Genomic DNA, 19,849 nt, shown 5'->3' on the forward strand with positions numbered 1-19,849 from the left:
GCTAACGGGTGGGATGTGCGCGATACTTGGACATCCGATTTGGGTCATTGCAAATAGGCGGGTGACTACGACCAAAATCGGTGCGGCCGGCGCGAGTGGATCAGACTGAAGGTCTCGCGCCGGTCACATGATTTGTGCGCCGCTAGCCCAGATCTTTCGCGTGGCTGATGTGCCGGCCGGTGAACCGATCCACCTGCGACTGGCCCCCACTCGCCGACCGGCACCTGGTTGCGCGATCCGGTCTACGGTCCGCCCGTGCGTGCCGCCCTTGTGCGCGCCGCGGACGGCTTGGTCGGAGCCCTGTTGGGCGATCCCAACCTCGACCCCGGCCGCTACGAAACGACGCAGCATCCGCCGACTTGACGGCTGGCCCGCCACCTTGACTACGCGGCATTGGGACTAGGCGGCGTGCACGATATAGCGGCCGATGCCGCATCAGCCCTCCACCGCCCAATCCGATTCTCGAATCTGCGTCCGGCTGTGAGTATTTCGGCGTCGCCGACTTTCTCGATGCCGTATCTCACATGCTCAGTCGACGCGGATCACGATGGCGGTGGCGTTGTCGCTCCCGCCCGCCGTATCGCTGGCAGTCAGAATGTCGCTTACGACGGACTGTGGCCGTGTATCACGACCGAGGAAGGTCCGTAGGCCGTCGTAGTCGACCTGATCGGACACGCCGTCGGTGCACATCAGGTATCGATCGCCCGGTCTCATCGTCACGCTGAGCACATCCGGTTCCGGTGCGCCCCCATGCCCGATGTAACGGGTCAGCTGATACCGCGCCGACGCGGCCTGCGCCGAGTCGAACGGGTACCAGCCGTGCACGGCCCCCAGCCACGCCATCGTGTGGTCGGTCGTCAGCAGTTCGAGCAGCCCGGCACGCAACCGGTACACACGGGAATCACCGATCTGTACGAGCCAGCAGCCCTGCGGCGCGGCGGCCATGGCAGTCAGCGTGCATCCGGCCAGACTCTGCAATTCGTGGCCGATTCGGCTCACCTGGTCATGAGCCGCTGCCACCGCAGCTCGCAGCATGTCGGGGGTTGGTTCCGGCGCACGCATGACGTAGTCGACGAAGATATCGACTGCGGTCCGACCTGCGGCCGCACTGCCCGGTCCATCTCCCATGCCGTCGGCAAGCACCGCCAGCAGCGGTCGCTCACGGAGGTAGGTGACATCGAAGTTCGCCGAATAGCGTTTGCCGATATCGCTGCCCGCGGCAACGTCGATCAAGGGACTGCGCACCCGCGAATTCTGGCATGCCGAGTCGGCGTAGGTGGGTGACGAAGTCGCCACCCGCAGAGCGCGAGCCCACCCACCCGAACCCGCAGGCATTTTCGGACGTTGCCGGACCGTTCCGGAACTCGGCGTCGCTCAGCGATTCATCGTCACCACGCATCGGCTGCCCCGGTCGGTGTTTCCGTCGAAGGAACACGTTCAGGTGGACATCTGCCTCGTCCGGCCTCCGGAAACCGTCGGGGCTCACGGTGTTTCCGTGTTGGTGGGGCGTATCGGGATCGCTTCGAGGTTGTCGTGGCCCCTTGCCGTCGCTGACCTCCACTCCTGGGCAGATCTCCAACCTGACACCAGCTCCATTGCTCGACTGACACGCCGGGCGGTGGACTGGGATTACATCGAATACAGAGCGTTCAGCGGGAGGTCGCCGCGGAGGGCTGGTCCGAACCAGATTCGGTTCGTCGGCGCGATGTTCAATGGCACCATGACAATCGAGATCACCAAGGCGGCGGACCCCACCTTCGAGTGGCTGGCCGCGCAGGTCGGCGTCGGTGCCCTGTGGCGTCCGGCCGAGCTGCCCGAGCGGTTGGAGCACGCCGAGTCGCGGGCCTTCCTCACCGAGGTGGGATTTCCTGCGGTGGCGTTGGACGGCGAGTGGTTCGACTCGGCGGACCTGCCGGAGAAGGGCATGTGGGAGGCCGACCCGGACGAGCTGTTCGGCCGCCGCTATCCCGACGACGACTCCCCGCCCGCGAAGTACGCCTATGGTCTGGGCGAGTTCTACGGTGAGATGACCCTGATGCTGGACGGTGAGACGGGCGTGGTCCAGGTCTACGCGCCCAGCGGCTGGGACCACGGCGAGGGCGACCAGGGCGTCGCGTTCACCTCGGTGCGGGAGGCGGCCGGGGCGGTCGCGTTGATGGCGGGACTCGCCTCGCAGCTGGAGGGTCCCGACTCGGACGAGGCCGCGCGGGAGCTGATCGCCGCGATCCGCGCCCACGAGTGGGGGGAGTCAGCGTATTGGGCCTGGGCGTTGGAGCGCCTCGAAGAGGACTACCTGGACTGAGGAAAGGAACGATCAAGCGCGTCAGGCGATTATATGATCGGCGGATCGAGGTCGGTTAGTGGTGGGGCAGATTCATTCGTACGTTTTCGAACTGAGCGATAGCCGCGCAACCCAACTGCGGTCGAGGTTCCGTGCGGCCGGTGACCCGCACGTTCCTCGGCAATATCGGACGTTGCCGGACCGTTCCAGAACTCGGCGTCGCTCTGCGATTGATCATCGCCGCTCGTCAGCCACCCCAGGTGGTGTTTCAGCCGAGCTGCTCAGCGTCGTTGCTGAGGGTTCCAGAAATAGCCGCTCATTGGGCAGCCGTGCCAACCCGGTCGTGTCGCCGGGGATCACGTGCACCGCATCGACGTAGTGGCGTGCTCGGTGGTCTTCGATGAACCGCAAGGCCGCAGCCGGGCACGCGGCGAAGTCCAGCCGCATGCCGTGCAGGAACACGCTCAGGTGGACATCCGCCTCGTTCGGCATCGGGGAAGCGTTGGTGCTCATGGTGTTTCCGTGTCTCGAACGCTGGTGGGGTGTACCGGGATCGTTTCGAGCTCGTCGAGGTTGTCGTGCAGTTCGGGCCAGCCGTTCTCGTCGACGGCACACAGGGTTCCGTCCGACCGGTGGACGATGGGCGGACTGTCGGTGGGGGCGATCGCGAGTTTGTGGGCGGTGTCCTCGTGAAAGACCGCGAGTAGCGCTCGGACGTGTGGGGCGATCTCGCCGGGTGGTAGGTGAGGGATCATGTCGCACATCGGTTTACGTCCTCGTCGTGTCGCCGAGATGGGTGCGATCTGGCCACGCGATTGCTGGCCTGCCGTCGTTGTCAGGCATGTGACACCGCTCGCACCCGGCCCGGTCCCACGCACGCGCGAACCGATTCGATGACGAGAAGACCGGAGGGGCGGAAGGTGTCATGTGGTGGTTCGATCCATTGCCTGATCGCTCCGGATTGGGTGGTCGGTGACGGTAATGCCACTGTTCCGCCGTTGCGGATGACAGATGCGTTGTGGCGGAACAGATCAGCGAACAGCGGCACATCGTCGGGTACGTCGGGTCGGATCAAGAAGGTCCATCTGTTGGACCGGGGATGCGACAGGATCGGACCGATCGCGGCTCCGCGTCGGCTCATGTCGTGTTTGACTGCCTGGCCCAGTGGTGCGGGCATCGTGAGCCCTCCGACGTGGGTGGCTTTCATGATGATGCGGCCCAGGCTCGGCGGATCGATGGTCGCGGGTAGATCGCATACCCGCCTGTAGAAGACGCAGCGGGATATGGGGGTGTCACCGAACGGTATGTGGTCCATCGGGTTTGGCCTCTGCTCAGTTCGACAGTGGGTTGTGTGCGCCTGGTACCGCGGACTCGTTAGCCCAGCGCAGGGTTGATTCGGTTGCGGTGGGCGGGCCTGCCCATTTCCGTAGCGCGGTTGCGAAGCGATCGACCACGTCGGCCTTTGCCCCGGCGTAGGCGACAGGTGGACCGTTGAGCGGATCTCGTTGCGGGAGATGGTTGTTCGGCATTTGCCGACCTCCGGTGCATCGACTGTGGCTGTAGGTGCGCCAGGCCCTTCAGCTCCTGATGAAGGGAAGGGGGTCGTCTCTCCGGGCGCACGCTCAGCAGATCACCTTCTCCCATTCGGGACCCGGAGAATTGGGAACCCGAGTTGAGTTGGACCATTTCCCAACGACCCGACCCATGCCCGCGGTACAACAGACCCATAGGCGGGGTAGAGCAGACCCACTTATAGAGACCAGCTGATTCGAGTTTGCAACGAGAGGAGCGAAGCAATGGCAAGCAGGGACGACGAGGAAGGTCCAGCCTCAACGCTGCCTCGACGTCAGCTTGGCCGGTTCCTACGTGACTGGCGCGAGAGGAACGGTCTAACGATCGAAGCGGCAGCGAATCTCGTTGACCTGTCCAAGTCGGCGTTGCAACGGATCGAGGCCGGACGCAATCAGCGGGTGCGCAAGCAGGATGTCCAAGCGTTATGCGAACTGTATGAGGTGGAGCCCGAAGACACACGGCATGCTGTTGATCTGTCGTTGCAAGCCAAGCGCAGGAGCCTCTATCACACCTACGGCGGGTTGTTCTCCGACACGTTCAACATGTACCTCGGGCTTGAAGCCTCTGCGCGGCGGCTGACGCTGTATCACGAGCAGATCCATGGTCTATTGCAAACACCTGACTATGCGCGCGCACTGATCTTCGCCTTCTATCGAGACGGCGACCAGGACGACATTCACCGCCGTGTCGAGCTGCGTATGAAGCGGCAAGCAATCATCACCCGGAAGGCGAGCCCGCTCGAGGTAGAGGTGCTGCTCCACGAGTCGGCGCTTCGTCGGAACATCGGCGGGCGCAAAGTAATGGCGGCCCAGCTGCGGCACCTGGCCGAGATCAGCAAGCTCCCAAATGTCACGGTGCGGATGCAGCCGTACGACGCTGGGTCGACTTGGGGCATCTTGCATGGCGCGTTCACGATCGTTGAGTTCGGGACGAACGCCAAGGGCGAGCCTGTGGAGCCGCCAATCGTCTACCTCGAAGGGGCTCCGGCAAGCGATGTGTACCTTGAGAAAGCCGATGAGGTACAGACCTATAGTGAGCTTGCGGCGGACATCCGACGCACGAGCCTAGATGAAGACAGAACCCGAGAGCTGATACGGCGGGTGACGAAGGAGTATGAGCGTGAGCATTGACCTGTCCGGAGTCCAGTGGTTCAAGAGCAGCCACAGTGACACAGGGGGACAGTGCGTTGAGGTCGCACACCTTGACGCGGGGATGGTCGGCCTTCGCGACTCCAAGAACCCCGATGGTCCGGCATTGGTCTTCACGCCCCGAGAGTGGGATGCCTTCACCGGTGGCGTACATAACGGTGAGTTCGACCGTCCGTAACCACGATACGAAGACGACGCGCAGTTTCCACACCGCACGATGCTTCGCTGAGACCTGCTGACGCACAGCGCTGCTGAGGAACGCAAAGGAGTGCAAATTGTGAACGTGAACCTTACTGGTGCCGAGTGGTTCAAGTCGAGCCGCAGTGGTTCGACAAAGGATTGCGTGGAGGTAGCGCACCTGGATGGCGGACTGGTCGGCGTCCGGGACTCCAAGAACCCGACCGGCCCGGCACTAGTCTTCACCCCCAACGAGTGGGACGCCTTCACCACAGGCGTCAATGACGGCGAGTTCGACCGCCCGTAGCGTGGAGCGACTAGAACGGCCCCTAGCTCGGATGTGGGGGCCGTTCGCACAGTCTGGTGTCAACTCGCCCGCATCCTGGATCTGGCCAAACCATCCGTGATGGACTCCGTTGAAATGCATACGGGCGCTTGATGATCTACGGTTTGCGCGCGATCGCATCGATCTCCACCTTGAACCCCAGAAGGTTGGTGACGAGGGTGGCGCGAGCGGGATACGGCTCGGTGAAGTACTGCTGATAGATCTCGTTGAACGTGGCGAAGTCCGCCGGGTCGACGATGTAGGCCGTGAATCCCCCCCGGTGAGTCCGGGGACTTCATCTTCTGTGAAGGATGGAGTTGTGTCGTCGAGGAAGAAGTACCCGGCCGAGCTGCGCGAGCGGGCCGTGCGAATGTATGCCGAGGTTCGGGAGCAGCACGAGTCGGAATGGGCGGCTATGCGTGCGGTCGCCGAGCTGCTGGGTGTCGGGACACCGGAAACGGTCCGCAAATGGGTGCGGCAAGGCCAAATCGACACCGGTGCCCGCCCGGGCATCACCACCGACGAGTCCGCCGAGTTGAAACGACTGCGGCGGGAGAACGCAGAACTCAAGCGCGCCAACGCAATTCTGAAATCTGCGTCGATTTTCTTCGCGGCCGAACTGGACCGGCCACAGCGCTGACCGTCAAATACATCAGCGAATATCAGGGCCATCGTGAGAACGGTGGCCTGCGATGGGGTGTCGAGTCGATCTGCGCCGTGCTCACCGAGTTAGGCGTCGAAATCGCCCCATCGACCTATTACGAACACCGCAACCGGATCCCGACCGCACGGGAGCAGCGCGACGAGGAACTGAAAGTAGAGATCACACGGGTGCACACGCAGAACTACGGTGTCTACGGCGCGAGAAAGGTGTGGCTGCAACTCAATCGGGAACGGATCCGGGTCGCCCGCTGCACCGTGGAGCGGTTGATGCGCGAGCTGGGACTGCGTGGGGCGGTGCGGGGGCGGGTCAAACGCACCACGATCGCCGATCCGGCCGCGCCGCGGCCGGCGGATCTGGTGCAACGAAGATTCGCGCCCACGGCACCGAATCGGTTGTGGGTGGCCGACATAACCTATGTCCGGACGTGGTCGGGGTGGGTGTATGTCGCGTTCGTTGTCGATGCCTATGCCCGACGCATCCTGGGCTGGCGCACCGGAACGTCGATGACCACCGCATTGGTGCTCGACGCGATCGAGCACGCCATCTGGACGCGCGAACGCGACGGCTGGGATGTGAAAGACGTTGTGCACCATACGGATAGGGGGTCGCGATACGCATCTATTGCGTTCAGTGAACGACTCGTCGACGCCGGGATCCACCCCTCGGTCGGAGCGGTCGGATCCTCCTATGACAACGCGCTCGCCGAGACGATCAACGGTCTCTACAAGACCGAACTGATCAAACCACGCGGCCCCTGGCGCACGGTCGATCACGTCGAGTTGGCCACCGCCGAATGGGTGGATTGGTTCAATCACCGGCGGCTCTATCAACACTGCGGTGACATGCCGCCTGCCGCGATGGAGACCGCCTACTACTGTCAACAACCAGCCCCAGCAAACCGCTGAGCTGTCACACCCGTAAGTCTCCGGACTCGCCGGGGCGGTTCACACCGACACGCCGGTCGAGTGATGGCGAAATTCGCGACCAGAAACGGGCCGCAAGCGGCTCGACCGATGCCCGAATTCGCGATCAACTGACGCCAATTTTCACGACTGAAGCCACGCGGCCGGCGGCACCCAGAAAGGCGATGTATGCCGTTGGCGCGGTGAGGATTCCATTCAGCCCTACTACGGCGATCTCTACCTTCGAGAGCGGGGCTGCTGGTGGCCGAGGTGATCGAGGCGTTCCGCCACCGCGGGAAACTCAGTCGCCGACGTGCACGTGGGCGGCCCACCTGGTCGGCACGGCTGGATAGGCGTTCCGCATGCGGCGCAACGTTTCGGTGAGCGCGGTGGCAGCCTCGGCCGTGTCGGCAGAACGGGTGCCGTGCGCAGTGAGCGCAGCGTAGACCGCCTCAGCGGTCTCGGTGCTGTCCGCGGTGTGCCACAGCGTGCCGATGACGCCGCGGAAGCCCGCGAGGTGGAACGCCGACGCCAGGTTCAGCGGCTCGTCCAGCAGTGCCGGGTCGGGGCCCGCGGTGTCGCACGCGGACAGGAACGCGAGCTGTGCCTGGGTGGTGCGCAGGTCGCGCACGAACGAGGGCACGAACATCCCGTCGCTGAGCATCAGTCCGCCCTGGTCGGGGTGCTTGGCCGAGCTGACCGCCCGGCCGTGGCAGGCGAAGTGGGCGATCGCGTGCTCGTGCAGGCCCTGCTCGATGGCCTCCGGGTCGGCGGCGGAGTCGATGAGCACAGTGGAGCCGGGCAGCAGCCCCGCCACCGCCTCGGCCTCGGCGCGGGCGCTCGGCAGCACGGGCACGCCTTTCCGCTCGCCCACGCCGACGACGAGCGCGGTGTGGCGGGCGTGCTGCGGCCGAGGCGTGGTCAACGTGTCGGCGAGCGCGGTCAGCGACGGCGTGTACGAGGAGACGACCCGGTCGAACACGGTCTGTCCCGCACCGTCGCGATGCCTGCCCGCCGCGTGCAGTGGCAGCTGGGCCGTGATTCCGATCGGGCACCACCACAGCCGCGTCGTCGTGACCCGGTCCAGCACCGGCCCGGCCGTGGTGTCCCACAGCCATTCCAGCACGGCGTGCACGTCCAGTTGGGCCTGCTCGCGTCGGTCGAACGAGCACGCCGGGTCCTTCACATCGGCGAGGGCCGCTCGCAGCCGCCTGACCTGAGCGCGGGCGGCGGTCTCGGTCATCTGCCGTAGCGGCACAGCCTCGACGGGCTGCCAGTAGTCGGCGGGAACCACGAGCGCGGTGCCCGCGGCGCTGACGACCACCGCGGTGTGCCCGGCTGTGCGCGTGCGCAGGACTTCGAGGTTCGGCGGCGCCAGCAGATCCTCGAACCCCGGCACCGCCCGCGCTTCGGCGAGCAGCCGGTCCCGCCGCATCGCGTGCTGCCGGATCCGTTCGACGGCCTGTGGTCGCGGGTCCCAGTCTCGGGTGGACGTCCGGCCGTCGAACTCGACCTCGATGTGGAACTTCACGTCGGCGTACGCGTCGGCATCAGCCAGCTTGCGCTCGACCTCGCTGAGCTCCTCGGCCAGCTGCGGCCGTATCTCGCGCAGTCGTGCCCAGCCGCGGCGGATACCCCACGCGTCGCCGAACAGCACGCCGCGGCACTGTTCGACCAGCTCCAGCGCCCGGTCGAGCTGGCCCGACCGCACCCCCGCGTCCACCACCCGGTCGGCGAGGCCGTCCAGCTGCCGCACGGCCTCCAGCCTGCGGTACCGCGGCAGCGCCCGGCTGACCGTCGCGGGGATGGCGGCAATCACGCGTTCCTGCGCGTCCAGCCACGTCGCCGGGTCCGCTTCGGCGAGCATCGCGGCCTGGGCCTGTTCGCAGATCATCTGGTGCTGCGCGCTGGTGGCCGGGTGCGCGGAGACTGCCCGGTAGTGGGTGATCGCGAGCTGGCGCAGCTGGTCGGCACGCGGCCCGCCGAACATGGCGAGCTCACGCGCCGAGCGTGCGAGTGCGATCGCCCGCAACGGCCACCAGTGGTGGGATTGCGGTGTCAGATCGACGGCTCTCTCCGCGAGCTCGAGCGAATCCTCCAGCGCGTCGAGGTCGCCGCACTGCCGGTACCGGTGATACAGCACGTCGGCGATGGTGCTCTCGATCCGCGGAACGTCGGGGTGATCAGGACCCACCAGCGCGAGTGCGGCCCGGTAGGCGCGTTCGGCCTCGCGGAACGGTTCCGCGTCTGTCACGTTCGTGTTGACCGCCTGGGTCTGCACGGCGCCGGCGTAGTTGTAGAGCATGCCGATCCGGCGTACATCGTCCGCCGGGATGGTGGCCACGGCGGACGCGCCCGCGTCGACAGCTTTGGTGAACATATCGTGGTCACCGGCCTCGGCCACCTTCTCCGCCGCCCTGGACAGCGTCGACCAGCGCAACGGGAGGTTCGAGTCGCCGGGTGGGGTCAGCGCGACGGCCTCCTCGGCGACGGTGACGGCCTCCTGGCCCGCCGCGGGGTTGCCGCCGACTTGGAACTGCATGATCAGCGCGGACGCCAGTGTGGAGAGCCGAAGTGCACGCTGGCCATGGTCTGTGGTCGGCAGGTCCAGCGCGGTGCGGGCGGCGGCGACCGCCTGCTTCGCCTCGTCGCGGGAGCCGGTCCACATGGCGGCGGTCGTCGCGGAGTGGGCGAGTGCCGTCAGCAGCTCCGCCCGGCCTGCGTCGTCCGGTGACGTGGTGAGTAGCGCTTCGGTCACCGTGTCGTAGACGAGCGCAATCGCATCCGTGTCGCCGCCGATCTCCCAGAGGTCGTCGTGCGCGTGGTAGAGGTCCAGCAGCGCGTCCAGTCGGCCGTCATGGTCCAGCGGCAGCCCGATGGCGAGCACCCACGCCTGGTCACGTCGCTGCACGAGCACATCAAGCGTGATCGACTGCTGCTGCAGGCTCCCGACCAGGTCGTACTGCGTCTGGAGAGCGTGGGGATCGCGATGGCATGTCATCAGGAACCGCGCTATTTCGGGACCGATCCGGCTGCTTACCTCTTGCTCGAGTTGCCGGAGCGCGGGCACGGTAGCCGTGTTGCCGAAGTCCCGCTCCAACGCGTCGGCGAGGTCACGGCATGCGACCAGCGCACCTGCCAGGTGGATGGGCGCCCCGCCGTCCGCGTAGAGATCGGACTGGTACTGGGCGAGCTCGAGCACGACGTCGCGCCAGACCGGGCGTTCCCGCAGCGCCAGCTGAGCAGCGGCCCGGTAGTCGGCGAGGATCTTCCCCGGCCGCCTGCCTGCGTTCACCTGTGCTCGGGCGCGGTCGACCAGCCTGCGGGCGCGTTGCGGATCGTCGCGGGGTGTGTGGGCGATCATCCAGTTCAGCGCGTTGAGGACGATCTCGCGGTAGGCGTCCGTACCGTCGTGCTCGTCGAGCATGAGCAGCAACGTGGCGTGGTCGGCGGTGAGCGCGGCCTTCATTCGCTCGTCGTCCAGCGCGTTCATCAACGTCGTGTAGGCGTTCGCGAGCAGCGCCAGCGACTCGCGGTCTTGGTAGTCCTGGAACTCCTCGCGTGCCTCGTCCAGCGCCCGGTACTGCGGCATGGCGGTGACGCGCGCGACCGTGGGATCACCCGGACTGTCGGCGAGGGCGGCCGCGATCTCCCGGTCGACCAGGCCGGTGAACCCGCTCTGCGCCTGGAACCGGTGCCAGTGCGCTTGGGCGAGGTGCGGCAGCAGGTGCCGAGGGCACTGCTGCGGTGGCGGCAGGCCGGCGGCGAGCAGTGCGCCGACGTCACCGGTGTACTCGAAGTTCTCGACCACCAACCGGACGTCGTCGTACACGTGCAGCCCCAATCCCTTTCAGTCCACGGTAGCGTGATCTGGTTGGCGGAGAAGGAGGTTCGGAGTCGGCATGGCACCAACGACGGGTCCGCGGGTCGAAGTCCTGTGCGCACAGGCTGGAGAGGCGCTGGCCGAACGCGCTTCCCGCTACGGCGTCGCGGACGTGCTGGCCAGAATCGTCGCGGCGGCCGAGCGGGGCGAAGTGTCCGAAGCAGACCTCGACCTGCTCGACAGTGCCTTCGCCCGGCACGGCATCGACAACCTGACGCGGGCGCACCGCGGCTTCGAGTCGTGGAAGGGAGCGCGGGGCGTCGTGGTCACCGCATGGGTGTGCCCCACGAGTGCGTGTACGCGTGCCGCGACCGGCGAACGTCCGTTCTGCAGGCTTTCCGCGCGGCCGTTCCGCGAGACCAGGATCGACCTGTGAACGCGTTTCTCACCGAGCTCGGCAAGAACCTGGCTACCCGCTGGGCTTCCGCGATCGCGCTGCCCGCCGCGGTGTTCGTGGCCGTTGTGGTTGTGGCGGTCGTGCTCGGGCCCTCTCACGCACTCGATTTCAACCTGTTGCGGACGCGAATGACAGCGGTGTCGACCGGGCCCGCGCTGGTGTGGGCCGCGGCGGCCTTCCTCGCTGCGACCGCCGTGGTGGGGTTGGCGATGACCGCGCTCGGCGGCGTCGTGATCGCCGCGTGGGGAGCGACAGGCACGGGTGCCGGCCGGCCGTTCGTCGCGCTGCGCCACCGCCGTTGGCGGCGTGCGGCGGCGCAGGCGGACGCCGCGGTCAAGGCGGTGCTGGTCGACCGATCGAACCGGCGAGCCAAGAGCAAAGCGCGTCGGGCCGTGCTGCGGCGCGACGCGATCTCCGAGATCGAACCGGCATGCCCAACGTGGGCGGGCGACCGGCTGCGGACCGTGGACGATCGTGTCAGCCGTGGCACGGGACTCGACCTGACCACGACGTGGCCGCGGCTGTGGCTGGTGCTGCCCGACGCGGCGCGGATCGAGGTGACGATGGTCCAGGAACGGTGTGCCTCCGCCGCCCGCACCCCGGTGTGGGGCTTGGCCTATCTGGCAGTCGGTGTGTACTGGTGGCCGGCGCTCGTGTCGGGGGTGTGCGCGTTGCTGGTGTCACGCCGCCGGATTCGCCGTGCGGTGGGGGTATACGCGGACCTCGTGGAGGCCTCGGTCGACCTGTACGCCCGGGACGTCGCCAACCAGCTCGGGTTCGAGCTGACGGGCAGGTTGACACCGGCGATCGGCGAGCAGTTGACCGAGGTGCTGCAGAAACGGCCTAGGTAGCTGGGCAGCGGTTCTCATGGCCGCTGTCTCCGCTCACGATTACGCTCGAATAGGGCGATTTCGGTACGGCGAGACCAGTGGGTTGCACGGCTTCGCGGTTCGGCATGGACGGGATTCCTTTCGGGGAGGGATTCTCGGTCTTTAGGTGAGCCCCGGCTTCCTTTCGAATGATGCCTCGCGGGCGAGGGTTATATCCCGGTCAGGGTTGTCCCGAATATGTGCGGTCCTGGCCACAGGCCGGGTATTCCCGGTGGCGGGAGAGCTGGTGACCGCTGGCTCGGCAGGATGTGGGGTGTTGGATCACTGATCTACTCGGAGGAGGTATCAAACGTGGGAGCCAAGACTGCATTGATCGCATACTCCGACGGTGATTTGGTTGCGGCGCTGCGGGATGCCGTCGGCACCGATGCGGACAGAACTGATGCGTTCGTCGAGCTGATCCGGCCGGGTCTGACCCGCACGCTGATTGGACGGGAAACGCTGCTCGAGTGCACATATCCCCCGGAAGGCATCGTATACGCGGCGAGTATGCCAGGCGTGGACATTGCCTGTGGTTGGCAGCTGGTCGGCGAATACCCGTCCGAGCTCCCTGCTCATCTGGTCGCTGCGAGCGCGGGTCGGCGTCTGGTTCTGCATGCGATGCACAGCGTCGTGGATTTTCTGGCGTTCGCGGTGTGGGAGGACTGCCGGCTTGTCCGGTCTCTCAGTCTGTCTCCCGGTAGCGGGATCATGGAGAATATCGGTGAACCATTCACGTTCGAGGCACCCTACTGGGCCGGATACCGCACCGTGGAGCCCGAACCAGGGTGGACCGATCGGCCACCGTACCCTCTGCCGTTTCACCCGTTGGCCCTCGGAGAGGACGCGTTACAGGCGTTGTTCGGATTCGTGCTCGAAGGCATGCCCAGTCCCGAGGACATCGATGCCGACCGGATCGAGGTACTGGGCTTCCGGGTCCTTGCCCCGCAAGAAGAAGCCGCCCGGGAAGCCGCACGCCGTGCAGTGGCGAAGAAGATGGTGGGCACGCCTCGGTTCTACAAGTCCCGCCCCGACGGCTCCCGCATGGAGGTCGATCCGCTGGGGCGGTGACAGTCACTCCCGACCGTGTCTCCGCCCGCCGCATCCGCTTTCGCGACCTCGGCTTGCTCGCGTCGATCGAACGAGCACGCCGGGTCCTTCACGTCGGCGAGGGCCGCTTGCAGCCGGCTTTTGTGGCACTGTGGCGTCGTGGGATATCGATACTGGAAGGTAGCTGCGGGGATCAGCGTATGGTGCGTGCTGCTCGTCGGATGCGCGCACGACTCGGCGACTGCGCGCCCGAGCAAGCCGACCACCAGCGCAGCGCCGGAGTCGGCTGCTGGTTCGCCCGATGCCTCGACAGTCCCCGTCGCCGACGACCGTGTCGTGGTGCTGGATCCTGGTCACAACGGCGGCAATGGCGCGCATCCCGGGGTGATCAATCAGCAGGTCCCGGATGGTCGGGGGAGGACCAAACCGTGCAATACGACGGGGACGTCGGCGAACGACGGGTATACCGAGCACGAGTTCAATTGGGATGTCGCGACATTGGTGCGTGACGCGCTCGTCGCTCGCGGTATCCGCGTCGTGATGACGCGGCCCGACGATGCCGGTGTCGGGCCGTGCATCGGAGAACGTGCCGCCATCGGAAACAGCAGTGGGGCAGCGGCGGTAGTGTCGATTCACGCGGATGGCGCGGCCGCCGGCGCGCACGGTTTCCATGTCGCGTACTCCTCGCCGCCGCTGAATCCAGCCCAAGGTGAACCGTCGATTCGGCTGGCGACGACGTTGCGCGACACCATGGTCGGTTTCGGATTCGTCACCTCGACCTACATCGGCTCCGACGGGCTGAACCCCCGCGCGGACCTGGCGGGCCTCAACTTCTCCGAACGCCCGGTGGCGCTGGTGGAGTGTGGAAACATGCGCGATCCCGGTGATGCGGCATTGCTCGAATCACCTGACGGGCGCGCGAAATTCGCCGATGCCATCGCGGCTGCGATCGTCGCCTATCTCGGGTAGTGCCGATGAATCATGGTGGAGTGCAAGCCTTATCGCAGTAGTGCGTCGGCGGCTGCGGCGATAGCGGTGGCGATGCTGCTCAGCGCGGGGGACTCGAGCCGCCACTGCTGCCAGTAGAGCGGGACATCGATATAGGAGTCGCCGTCGATGGGCACCAACCGGCCTGCGGCTTGATCCGCCTGGGTTTGCAGGTCAGGAAGCATGCCCCAGCCGAGCCCGCTGCGAACGGCGTCGCCGAAGCCGGTCGAGGAGGGGATGTAGTGGCGGGGCGGGTCGATGGGCTGTCTGCTGCGTCGTCGCATGTGCCGGTCCTGCAGGTCGTCCTTGCGGTCGAAGAGGACGACCGGCGCCACCGCGTAGGTCTTGGCGGTGGCACCGTCACCGAACCAGGTTCGGGCGAAGTCGGGGTTGGCCATCGGCCGGTAGCGCATCGCGCCGAGCCGTTCGACCTTGCAGCCTTGCACCGCCGCCGCAGTGGCGGTGATCGCCGCCATGACCGTCCCGTCGCGCAGCAGCCGGGTGGTGTGCTCCTCGTCTTCGCGGTGGATCTCGAAACACACGCCGGACGATGCCCGGCTCAGCGCGGGCATCACCCAGGTCTCCAACGAATCGGCGTTGACCGCGATCGGCAGCCGAATCGGCCGATCGATACTGAGCTCCTGACCGGTGTCGCCCAATTCGCGGGCGGTGTCACCGGCGAGCAGTTCGATCTGCCTGGCCAGCCGTAGCACCGCCAATCCGGATTCGGTGGCGCGCACGGGCTTGGTGCGCTGCAACAGGATGCGACCCGCCGCATCCTCCAGCGCTTTGATCCGCTGGCTGATCGCCGAGGGGGTGACCCGCAGGCTGCGCGCGGCGGCGTCGAAGGTGCCCTCGGTGACGGCCGCGTTGAGGGCACGGAGCTGGTCGAGCTGGAGGTCCATTAAGAAATGGTAAAGGTACGTGAGAATCTTTAGCTGGTCTTGCCTCGATTGCCCGCCTAACGTCGGCGGACGTGACGGCTTCCTCGGCAGCCCTGGCTGCGCTCTCAGGTCTTGGTTTCGGGCTCTCGCTCATCGTGGCGATCGGCGCGCAGAACGCTTTCGTGCTGCGACAAGGGCTGCGTGGGCAACATGTGCTGGCTGTCGTCACGGTGTGTGCGGTGTCGGATGTGGTGCTGATCGCCGCGGGTATCGGCGGCTTCGGGATGGTCGTGACCTCCGTCCCCGCAGTTGTCGAGGTCGCACGCTACGGCGGGGCGGTCTTCCTGGCCGGATACGGTGTGCTCGCGGCGCGCCGGGCGCTGTCGAGCGGCGCGCTCGCCGCGGCAGCCACCGGCGCCTCGGTCGCCCTCGGCGCCACCATTGCTACCTGTCTGGCGCTGACCTGGCTCAATCCGCATGTCTACCTGGACACCGTGGTGCTGCTCGGTTCCTTCGCCAGCACCTACGCCACCCCGGACCGCTGGTTCCTCGGGGCCGGCGCGATGCTCGGCAGCATTATCTGGTTCACCGCACTCGGCTACGGGGCCCGGCTGCTCGGCCCGCTGTTCGCCCGTCCCGCCGCTTGGCGGGTACTGGATTCTGGTATCGCCGTGGTGATGTGCGGTCTTGCCCTGGGGTTGGTGCTTACCGGTTAATCAACGCTCGGTCCATGGCTCGCCGAGCGAAGAAGCCGTCCGGCTGCTCGCCTGGCGGGTACCGGGTTCTGTTATCGCATTTGGTGACATGCGGTCCGGCCTTGGGGTTTGGTGCGCACCGGTTGAGCATTTCGCCAACCGTGCGGAGCTGGTGCTCGCCATTGCCGACGAGGTCCGCGACCAGCTGCTCGCGGCGATGGTGCAGGCGCGTGGCTGTTCGCCGGATGCACCGGAGTAACTGCCGCGCTCGGCGGGTTCAGGCCGGATACAGCTCCTGTAGCTGCCGCTTGTAGATCTTGCCGGAGTCGTCGCGCGGCAGTGCGGTGACGATGCGCAGTGTGGCGGGGATTTTGTAGTCGGCGATCCGTCCAGTCAACCCGGCACGCACCCGCTCTTCGGTGACGGTCGCGCCGGGCCGGGCGACGATATGGGCGGCGACGGACTCGCCGAGGTCACCGGTGTGCGGAATGCCGAAGACCGCAACATCTTCGACATCGATGTCGGCCATGATGGCGGCCTCGATTTCGGCAGGGTAGATGTTGACACCGCCGGAGATGATGATTTCGCTGGAACGCCCGGTCAGGTAGAGATAGCCCGCGTCGTCGAGGTAGCCGGTGTCACCGACGGTGAGGTAGCCGGGCACCGCACTCGCCGGGGCATCGGTTCGGTTGAGATAGGTGAAGTCGGGCCAGTAGTCCGCACCGTGGACGAACACCTGCCCGATTTCGCCTGCGGGCAGCGCAGTTCCGTCGTCGGTGGCGACCACGACACCGGACCCGTCGACACCGCGGCCGACGCTGCCGGGATGCGCCAGCCATTCCGCGGCGCTGATCCAGGTGATGGTGCCCGCCTCGGTGCAGCCGTAGAACTCGATCAGAGCATCGCCGAACCAGTCGATCGCCGCCCTTTTCACCGCCGGTGGGCACGGTGCGGCGGAGTGGATGAGATGGGTGAGGCTGGAAATGTCGTAGCGGTCGCGAACCTCGGTGGGCAGCGAAAGCAGCCTGGACAGCATCGTCGGCACCACCTTGGCCTGCGTGATGCGGTGTTCGTCGACGAGTTGCAGGAACCGCTCGGCGTGCCAGCGAGGCATGATCGTGATGTCGGCGCCCATGCGCAGCCCGAGCACGGCGACCGCGTTGGGGCTGGTGTGATACATCGGTCCGGCCACCAGCATCCGGCCGCCGGGGGTGAGACCCATGCGCTGCGCGGTACCGCCCGCTATGGACAGCAGTTGATGTGGCGTCATGCGTTCGCGGAGTACACCTTTCGGTGTTCCGGTGGTACCGGAGGTGTAGATGAGTCCCATCGAATCCGCGATGGCGCCGTCGAGATGGCCGAGCGGTTCCGGATGATCCAGGATCCAGTCTTCCAGGGTGGCGTGCCGGTGGGTGAGCTGCATTCGGTCGAGCCCGGCTTCGTCGAGGAGTTCGGCAGGCATGGCCACCTCGACGACCACCGGGTCGACGCCGGCCAGGGCAATGGCGTCTTCGACGATGCCGATGAACTCGGTATGCGCGATGATCAGACGGGCTCCGCTGTCGGCGAGTACATGCGCGACCTCGCGGGCCTGCCACCGAGTGTTGATGGGCACGGGATTCGCCCCGCACGTCGCGATGGCCAGCGAGACCTCGAGGAACTCGATGTCGTTGCGCAGCATGACCGCAACGCGGTCGCCGCGCGCGAGGTCGGCCGCGGCGAGAGCTGCCGCGAGCTGCCCGGCCCGCCGATGTGATTCCGCCTGCTTTCTGGTGCGGGCGCCACAGCTGATGGTGGGGATTGGTGAACCGGCCGGAGCATCGTTCATAAACCGCAGTCTGCCATGCGGATTCGGTGCGGCGAGCCGATCACGACCGGTGCCGCCGTGGGTGGATTCGGGCCGCGTGAGGCCGAAGAATTCGGTGATGACGGCAACGGCGTCGAGCCCGCGGGGAGCTGGGCCGAACCGCAGGCGCGTGCTGGTGGAGGCCCCGGGAATCTGGTGGCCGCCGCCGACCGCGGTGTAGAAATTGCGCAATCTCCGGTCGGCCGATCTACCAAAATTTGTTGGTGGCACCCACAACTGTTATTGTTGGTTGCACCCACGTTGGGGCAACCAACAATAATGTCGAAAGGGTCGTCCGATGAACAAGCTCCGCCGTACACTTCCGATCCTTGCGTTGCCGTTGCCGTTGCCGTTGCCGTTGCCGTTGCCGTTGCCGTTGCCGTTGCCGTTGCCGTTGCCGTTGCCGTTGCCGTTGCCGTTGGCGCTGCTGGCCGCCGCGTGCTCGACCGACGCCACCGCGACCGAGGATGATTCCACTCGGCGGCAGTTGCGAGAACTGCTGGACCGCCAGGAGATCCATGCCTTGGTCGACCGTCTCGCAACCGCCCTCGACGAAGGTCGATTCGACACGTTCAACACGATCTACACCGCCGACGTGAAAGCCAAGTCCCCTGGCGGCGAGGCGCAAGGACGCGACGCCGTGATCGCGCTGGCCAGTCGGACCCATTCGATAAGGAACGGTGGACCGGGCCGCGTACACCTTGTGTCTGCTCGAGCAGTTCCACCGGCATCTGAAGTACCGCAACATCTTCGCCGAACACTCGTCGAAGTGGCGTGACCCGCGCACGCATCTGCTGTCGGGAATGGCGTGGGAAGCCGCGCGCGAGCGCGGCGTGAACGCTCTCGGGCTGCCCGACACCCCGCGTGAGCTGCTGGCCGATCTCGGCGAGGACCTGGGCGCCGCCTACCGGGAGCTGACCGGCCGCCTGGGCAACGACACCCCGGCCTCGGTGGATGAGGACGGGAAAACTGCATGTGGCCGCGCTGGCGGCGTTGCCGGATCCGCCGAGCCTGATCGATCCGCGGCGCCGCGTCGCGGCGAAGATGCCGCGGGTGGATCTGCCGGAGATGGTGCTCGAGGTGATGAGCTGGGGCCCGGAGTTCGTCGAGTCGTTCACGCACGTCGCCGGGACTGGCGCGCGGGCGGCGAATCTGGGGGTGTCGGTCGCGGCGGTGCTGTGTTCGCAGGCGATGAATGTCGGTCTGGCGCCGGTGGTTTCCCCGGGCGCGGACGCGCTGACCCGCAACCGGCTGCGGCACGTCGATCAGCATTATCTGCGGGCGGAGACGATGGCGGCGGCGAACACGGTGCTGGTCAACGCGCAGGCGGCGGTGCCTTTGGCGCAGCTGTGGGGCGGCGGGGTCCTCGCCAGCGTGGACGGGATGCGGTCGTGGTGCCGGTCCGCACCATCCACGCCCGCCCGAATCCGAAATATTTTGGCCGCAAGAAGGGCGCGACCTGGTTGAACATGCTGAACGACCAAGCCGCCGGCTTGAACGCGGTCGTGGTGTCCGGCACCCCGAAGGGCTCGCTGAACTTCATGGACGTACTGCTGCGTCAGCCCGAGGGCAGCAAGGTGCCCGAGGACATCATCACCGACTCCGGATCGTATTCCGACATCGTGTTCGGGCTGACGCACCTGCTGGGGTACAAGTACCGGCCACAGCTGGCGAACCTGCCCGATCAGCGGCTGTGGCGCATCGACCCGGCCGCAGACTACGGGCCGCTGGACCGGGCAGCGCGAGGGAAGATCGACGTAGGCAAGATCGCCTCCCACTGGGAAGACATGTGCCGGGTCGCAGTGTCGATGTTCCGTGGAGAGGTGTCCGGCCACGAAGTGACGCGGATGGTGTCCCGGGACGGGAACCCGACCAGTCTCGGACAGGCGATCACCCACGAGAACCAGCTCTCGGCGCTGGGCCTCATTTTGAACTGCGTCGTGCTCTGGAATTCGGTGTACAGGGACCGGGCACTGACCGCGCTGCGGGAGCAGGACTACCCGGTGCGCGACGAGGACGCCGCCCGGCTCTCGACGTTCGGGCGCCGCCCCATCCGGCTCGAAGGCCACTACAGCTTCCAGCTGCCAGACCTCGGTGGCCGGCACCGGCCGCTACGCGACCCGGACGCCCCCGAGGACGACGACTGAGCCCGGATCCACTTGCGAGGTT

22 protein-coding genes and 1 pseudogene are annotated in these 19,849 nt (G+C 66.5%); 14 read left to right on the forward strand and 9 right to left on the reverse strand.

What is annotated here, in order from left to right:
* Window positions 1-528: 528 nt before the first annotated feature.
* Window positions 529-1,245, reverse strand: a complete 717-nt coding sequence (locus OHQ90_RS14615) for a PP2C family protein-serine/threonine phosphatase (protein WP_328410892.1) — start codon at window positions 1,243-1,245, stop codon at window positions 529-531.
* 475 nt (window positions 1,246-1,720) lie between these two features.
* Here OHQ90_RS14615 and OHQ90_RS14620 point away from each other — a divergent pair, with 475 nt between their 5' ends.
* The gene (locus OHQ90_RS14620) at window positions 1,721-2,302 is read left to right on the forward strand and encodes an SUKH-4 family immunity protein (RefSeq protein ID WP_328410894.1); all 582 of its coding nucleotides are present in this window, start codon (window positions 1,721-1,723) and stop codon (window positions 2,300-2,302) included.
* A gap of 213 nt (window positions 2,303-2,515) precedes the next feature.
* Here the strand turns inward: OHQ90_RS14620 and OHQ90_RS14625 are convergent, their stop codons facing one another.
* From OHQ90_RS14625 to OHQ90_RS14640, 4 genes are all read right to left on the reverse strand, one after another.
* A complete protein-coding gene (locus tag OHQ90_RS14625; protein ID WP_328410896.1) occupies window positions 2,516-2,794 on the reverse strand; it encodes a hypothetical protein in 279 nt (92 codons plus the stop codon).
* Window positions 2,791-3,045 (reverse strand): hypothetical protein, encoded by a 255-nt coding sequence (locus OHQ90_RS14630; RefSeq protein WP_328410897.1) that lies wholly within the window; start codon window positions 3,043-3,045, stop codon window positions 2,791-2,793. Before OHQ90_RS14630 ends, OHQ90_RS14625 begins: the two co-directional genes overlap by 4 nt.
* A gap of 71 nt (window positions 3,046-3,116) precedes the next feature.
* Window positions 3,117-3,596, reverse strand: a complete 480-nt coding sequence (locus OHQ90_RS14635) for a DNA-directed RNA polymerase subunit beta (RefSeq protein WP_328410899.1) — start codon at window positions 3,594-3,596, stop codon at window positions 3,117-3,119.
* Between the two features lie 16 nt (window positions 3,597-3,612).
* Entirely contained in the window at window positions 3,613-3,810 is a 198-nt protein-coding gene (locus tag OHQ90_RS14640; protein WP_328410901.1) for a hypothetical protein, read from the reverse strand.
* Between the two features lie 267 nt (window positions 3,811-4,077).
* Here OHQ90_RS14640 and OHQ90_RS14645 point away from each other — a divergent pair, with 267 nt between their 5' ends.
* The 3 genes from OHQ90_RS14645 to OHQ90_RS14655 all read left to right on the forward strand — a co-directional run bounded on the left by OHQ90_RS14645 (window position 4,078) and on the right by OHQ90_RS14655 (window position 5,485).
* Window positions 4,078-4,983, forward strand: coding sequence for a helix-turn-helix domain-containing protein (locus OHQ90_RS14645; protein WP_328410902.1), 906 nt, complete (start codon window positions 4,078-4,080; stop codon window positions 4,981-4,983).
* Window positions 4,973-5,179, forward strand: coding sequence for a DUF397 domain-containing protein (locus OHQ90_RS14650; protein ID WP_442941397.1), 207 nt, complete (start codon window positions 4,973-4,975; stop codon window positions 5,177-5,179). Before OHQ90_RS14645 ends, OHQ90_RS14650 begins: the two co-directional genes overlap by 11 nt.
* A 99-nt stretch (window positions 5,180-5,278) precedes the next feature.
* Window positions 5,279-5,485 (forward strand): DUF397 domain-containing protein, encoded by a 207-nt coding sequence (locus tag OHQ90_RS14655; protein ID WP_328410906.1) that lies wholly within the window; start codon window positions 5,279-5,281, stop codon window positions 5,483-5,485.
* 136 nt (window positions 5,486-5,621) lie between these two features.
* Here the strand turns inward: OHQ90_RS14655 and OHQ90_RS39405 are convergent, their stop codons facing one another.
* The gene (locus tag OHQ90_RS39405) at window positions 5,622-5,762 is read right to left on the reverse strand and encodes a RidA family protein (protein WP_442941463.1); all 141 of its coding nucleotides are present in this window, start codon (window positions 5,760-5,762) and stop codon (window positions 5,622-5,624) included.
* A 111-nt stretch (window positions 5,763-5,873) separates the two neighbouring features.
* Here OHQ90_RS39405 and OHQ90_RS14660 point away from each other — a divergent pair.
* Window positions 5,874-7,072 (forward strand): IS3 family transposase gene (locus tag OHQ90_RS14660; RefSeq protein ID WP_442941464.1). Its coding sequence is split into 2 segments (ribosomal slippage): window positions 5,874-6,135 and window positions 6,135-7,072, totalling 1,200 coding nucleotides; the frame shifts between segments, so codons are not numbered across the junction.
* Between the two features lie 298 nt (window positions 7,073-7,370).
* Here the strand turns inward: OHQ90_RS14660 and OHQ90_RS14665 are convergent.
* The gene (locus tag OHQ90_RS14665) at window positions 7,371-10,901 is read right to left on the reverse strand and encodes a CHAT domain-containing protein (RefSeq protein WP_328410910.1); all 3,531 of its coding nucleotides are present in this window, start codon (window positions 10,899-10,901) and stop codon (window positions 7,371-7,373) included.
* A gap of 70 nt (window positions 10,902-10,971) precedes the next feature.
* On the opposite strand from OHQ90_RS14665, the gene OHQ90_RS14670 reads away from it, so the two are divergent.
* From OHQ90_RS14670 to OHQ90_RS14685, 4 genes are all read left to right on the forward strand, one after another.
* Window positions 10,972-11,328 carry a hypothetical protein gene (locus OHQ90_RS14670; RefSeq protein ID WP_328410912.1) on the forward strand — a complete coding sequence of 119 codons (357 nt, stop codon included), beginning with the start codon at window positions 10,972-10,974 and terminating at the stop codon, window positions 11,326-11,328.
* Window positions 11,325-12,200, forward strand: coding sequence for a hypothetical protein (locus OHQ90_RS14675; RefSeq protein ID WP_328410913.1), 876 nt, complete (start codon window positions 11,325-11,327; stop codon window positions 12,198-12,200). The genes OHQ90_RS14670 and OHQ90_RS14675 overlap by 4 nt, the downstream gene beginning before the upstream one ends.
* Window positions 12,201-12,530: 330 nt before the next feature.
* Entirely contained in the window at window positions 12,531-13,289 is a 759-nt protein-coding gene (locus OHQ90_RS14680) for a DUF6928 family protein (protein WP_328410915.1), read from the forward strand.
* A 186-nt stretch (window positions 13,290-13,475) separates the two neighbouring features.
* Complete coding sequence (locus OHQ90_RS14685) at window positions 13,476-14,237, forward strand: N-acetylmuramoyl-L-alanine amidase (protein WP_328410916.1); 762 nt, start codon at window positions 13,476-13,478, stop codon at window positions 14,235-14,237.
* A 29-nt stretch (window positions 14,238-14,266) separates the two neighbouring features.
* Here the strand turns inward: OHQ90_RS14685 and OHQ90_RS14690 are convergent, their stop codons facing one another.
* Window positions 14,267-15,160 (reverse strand): LysR family transcriptional regulator ArgP, encoded by an 894-nt coding sequence (locus OHQ90_RS14690; RefSeq protein ID WP_328410917.1) that lies wholly within the window; start codon window positions 15,158-15,160, stop codon window positions 14,267-14,269.
* A 71-nt stretch (window positions 15,161-15,231) separates the two neighbouring features.
* Here OHQ90_RS14690 and OHQ90_RS14695 point away from each other — a divergent pair, with 71 nt between their 5' ends.
* Complete coding sequence (locus OHQ90_RS14695) at window positions 15,232-15,855, forward strand: LysE/ArgO family amino acid transporter (RefSeq protein WP_328410919.1); 624 nt, start codon at window positions 15,232-15,234, stop codon at window positions 15,853-15,855.
* Window positions 15,856-15,943: 88 nt separating this feature from the next.
* Window positions 15,944-16,093 (forward strand): hypothetical protein, encoded by a 150-nt coding sequence (locus tag OHQ90_RS14700; protein WP_328410920.1) that lies wholly within the window; start codon window positions 15,944-15,946, stop codon window positions 16,091-16,093.
* 18 nt (window positions 16,094-16,111) lie between these two features.
* Here the strand turns inward: OHQ90_RS14700 and OHQ90_RS14705 are convergent, their stop codons facing one another.
* Window positions 16,112-17,872 (reverse strand): AMP-binding protein, encoded by a 1,761-nt coding sequence (locus OHQ90_RS14705; RefSeq protein ID WP_328410921.1) that lies wholly within the window; start codon window positions 17,870-17,872, stop codon window positions 16,112-16,114.
* Between the two features lie 106 nt (window positions 17,873-17,978).
* Here OHQ90_RS14705 and OHQ90_RS14710 point away from each other — a divergent pair, with 106 nt between their 5' ends.
* The 3 genes and pseudogenes from OHQ90_RS14710 (at window position 17,979) to OHQ90_RS14720 (ending at window position 19,827) form a co-directional block, all read left to right on the forward strand.
* On the forward strand, window positions 17,979-18,458 hold the full coding sequence (locus OHQ90_RS14710) for a nuclear transport factor 2 family protein (RefSeq protein ID WP_328410922.1): 480 nt from the start codon (window positions 17,979-17,981) through the stop codon (window positions 18,456-18,458).
* A gap of 305 nt (window positions 18,459-18,763) precedes the next feature.
* Window positions 18,764-19,518 (forward strand): annotated as a pseudogene (locus OHQ90_RS14715) (Tn3 family transposase); the annotation flags it as partial.
* A 9-nt stretch (window positions 19,519-19,527) separates the two neighbouring features.
* Complete coding sequence (locus OHQ90_RS14720; protein WP_328412841.1) at window positions 19,528-19,827, forward strand: Tn3 family transposase; 300 nt, start codon at window positions 19,528-19,530, stop codon at window positions 19,825-19,827.
* Window positions 19,828-19,849 lie beyond the last annotated feature (22 nt).

The sequence above is a fragment of the Nocardia sp. NBC_00403 genome (genome assembly GCF_036046055.1).
Taxonomy (GTDB): Bacteria; Actinomycetota; Actinomycetes; order Mycobacteriales; family Mycobacteriaceae; genus Nocardia.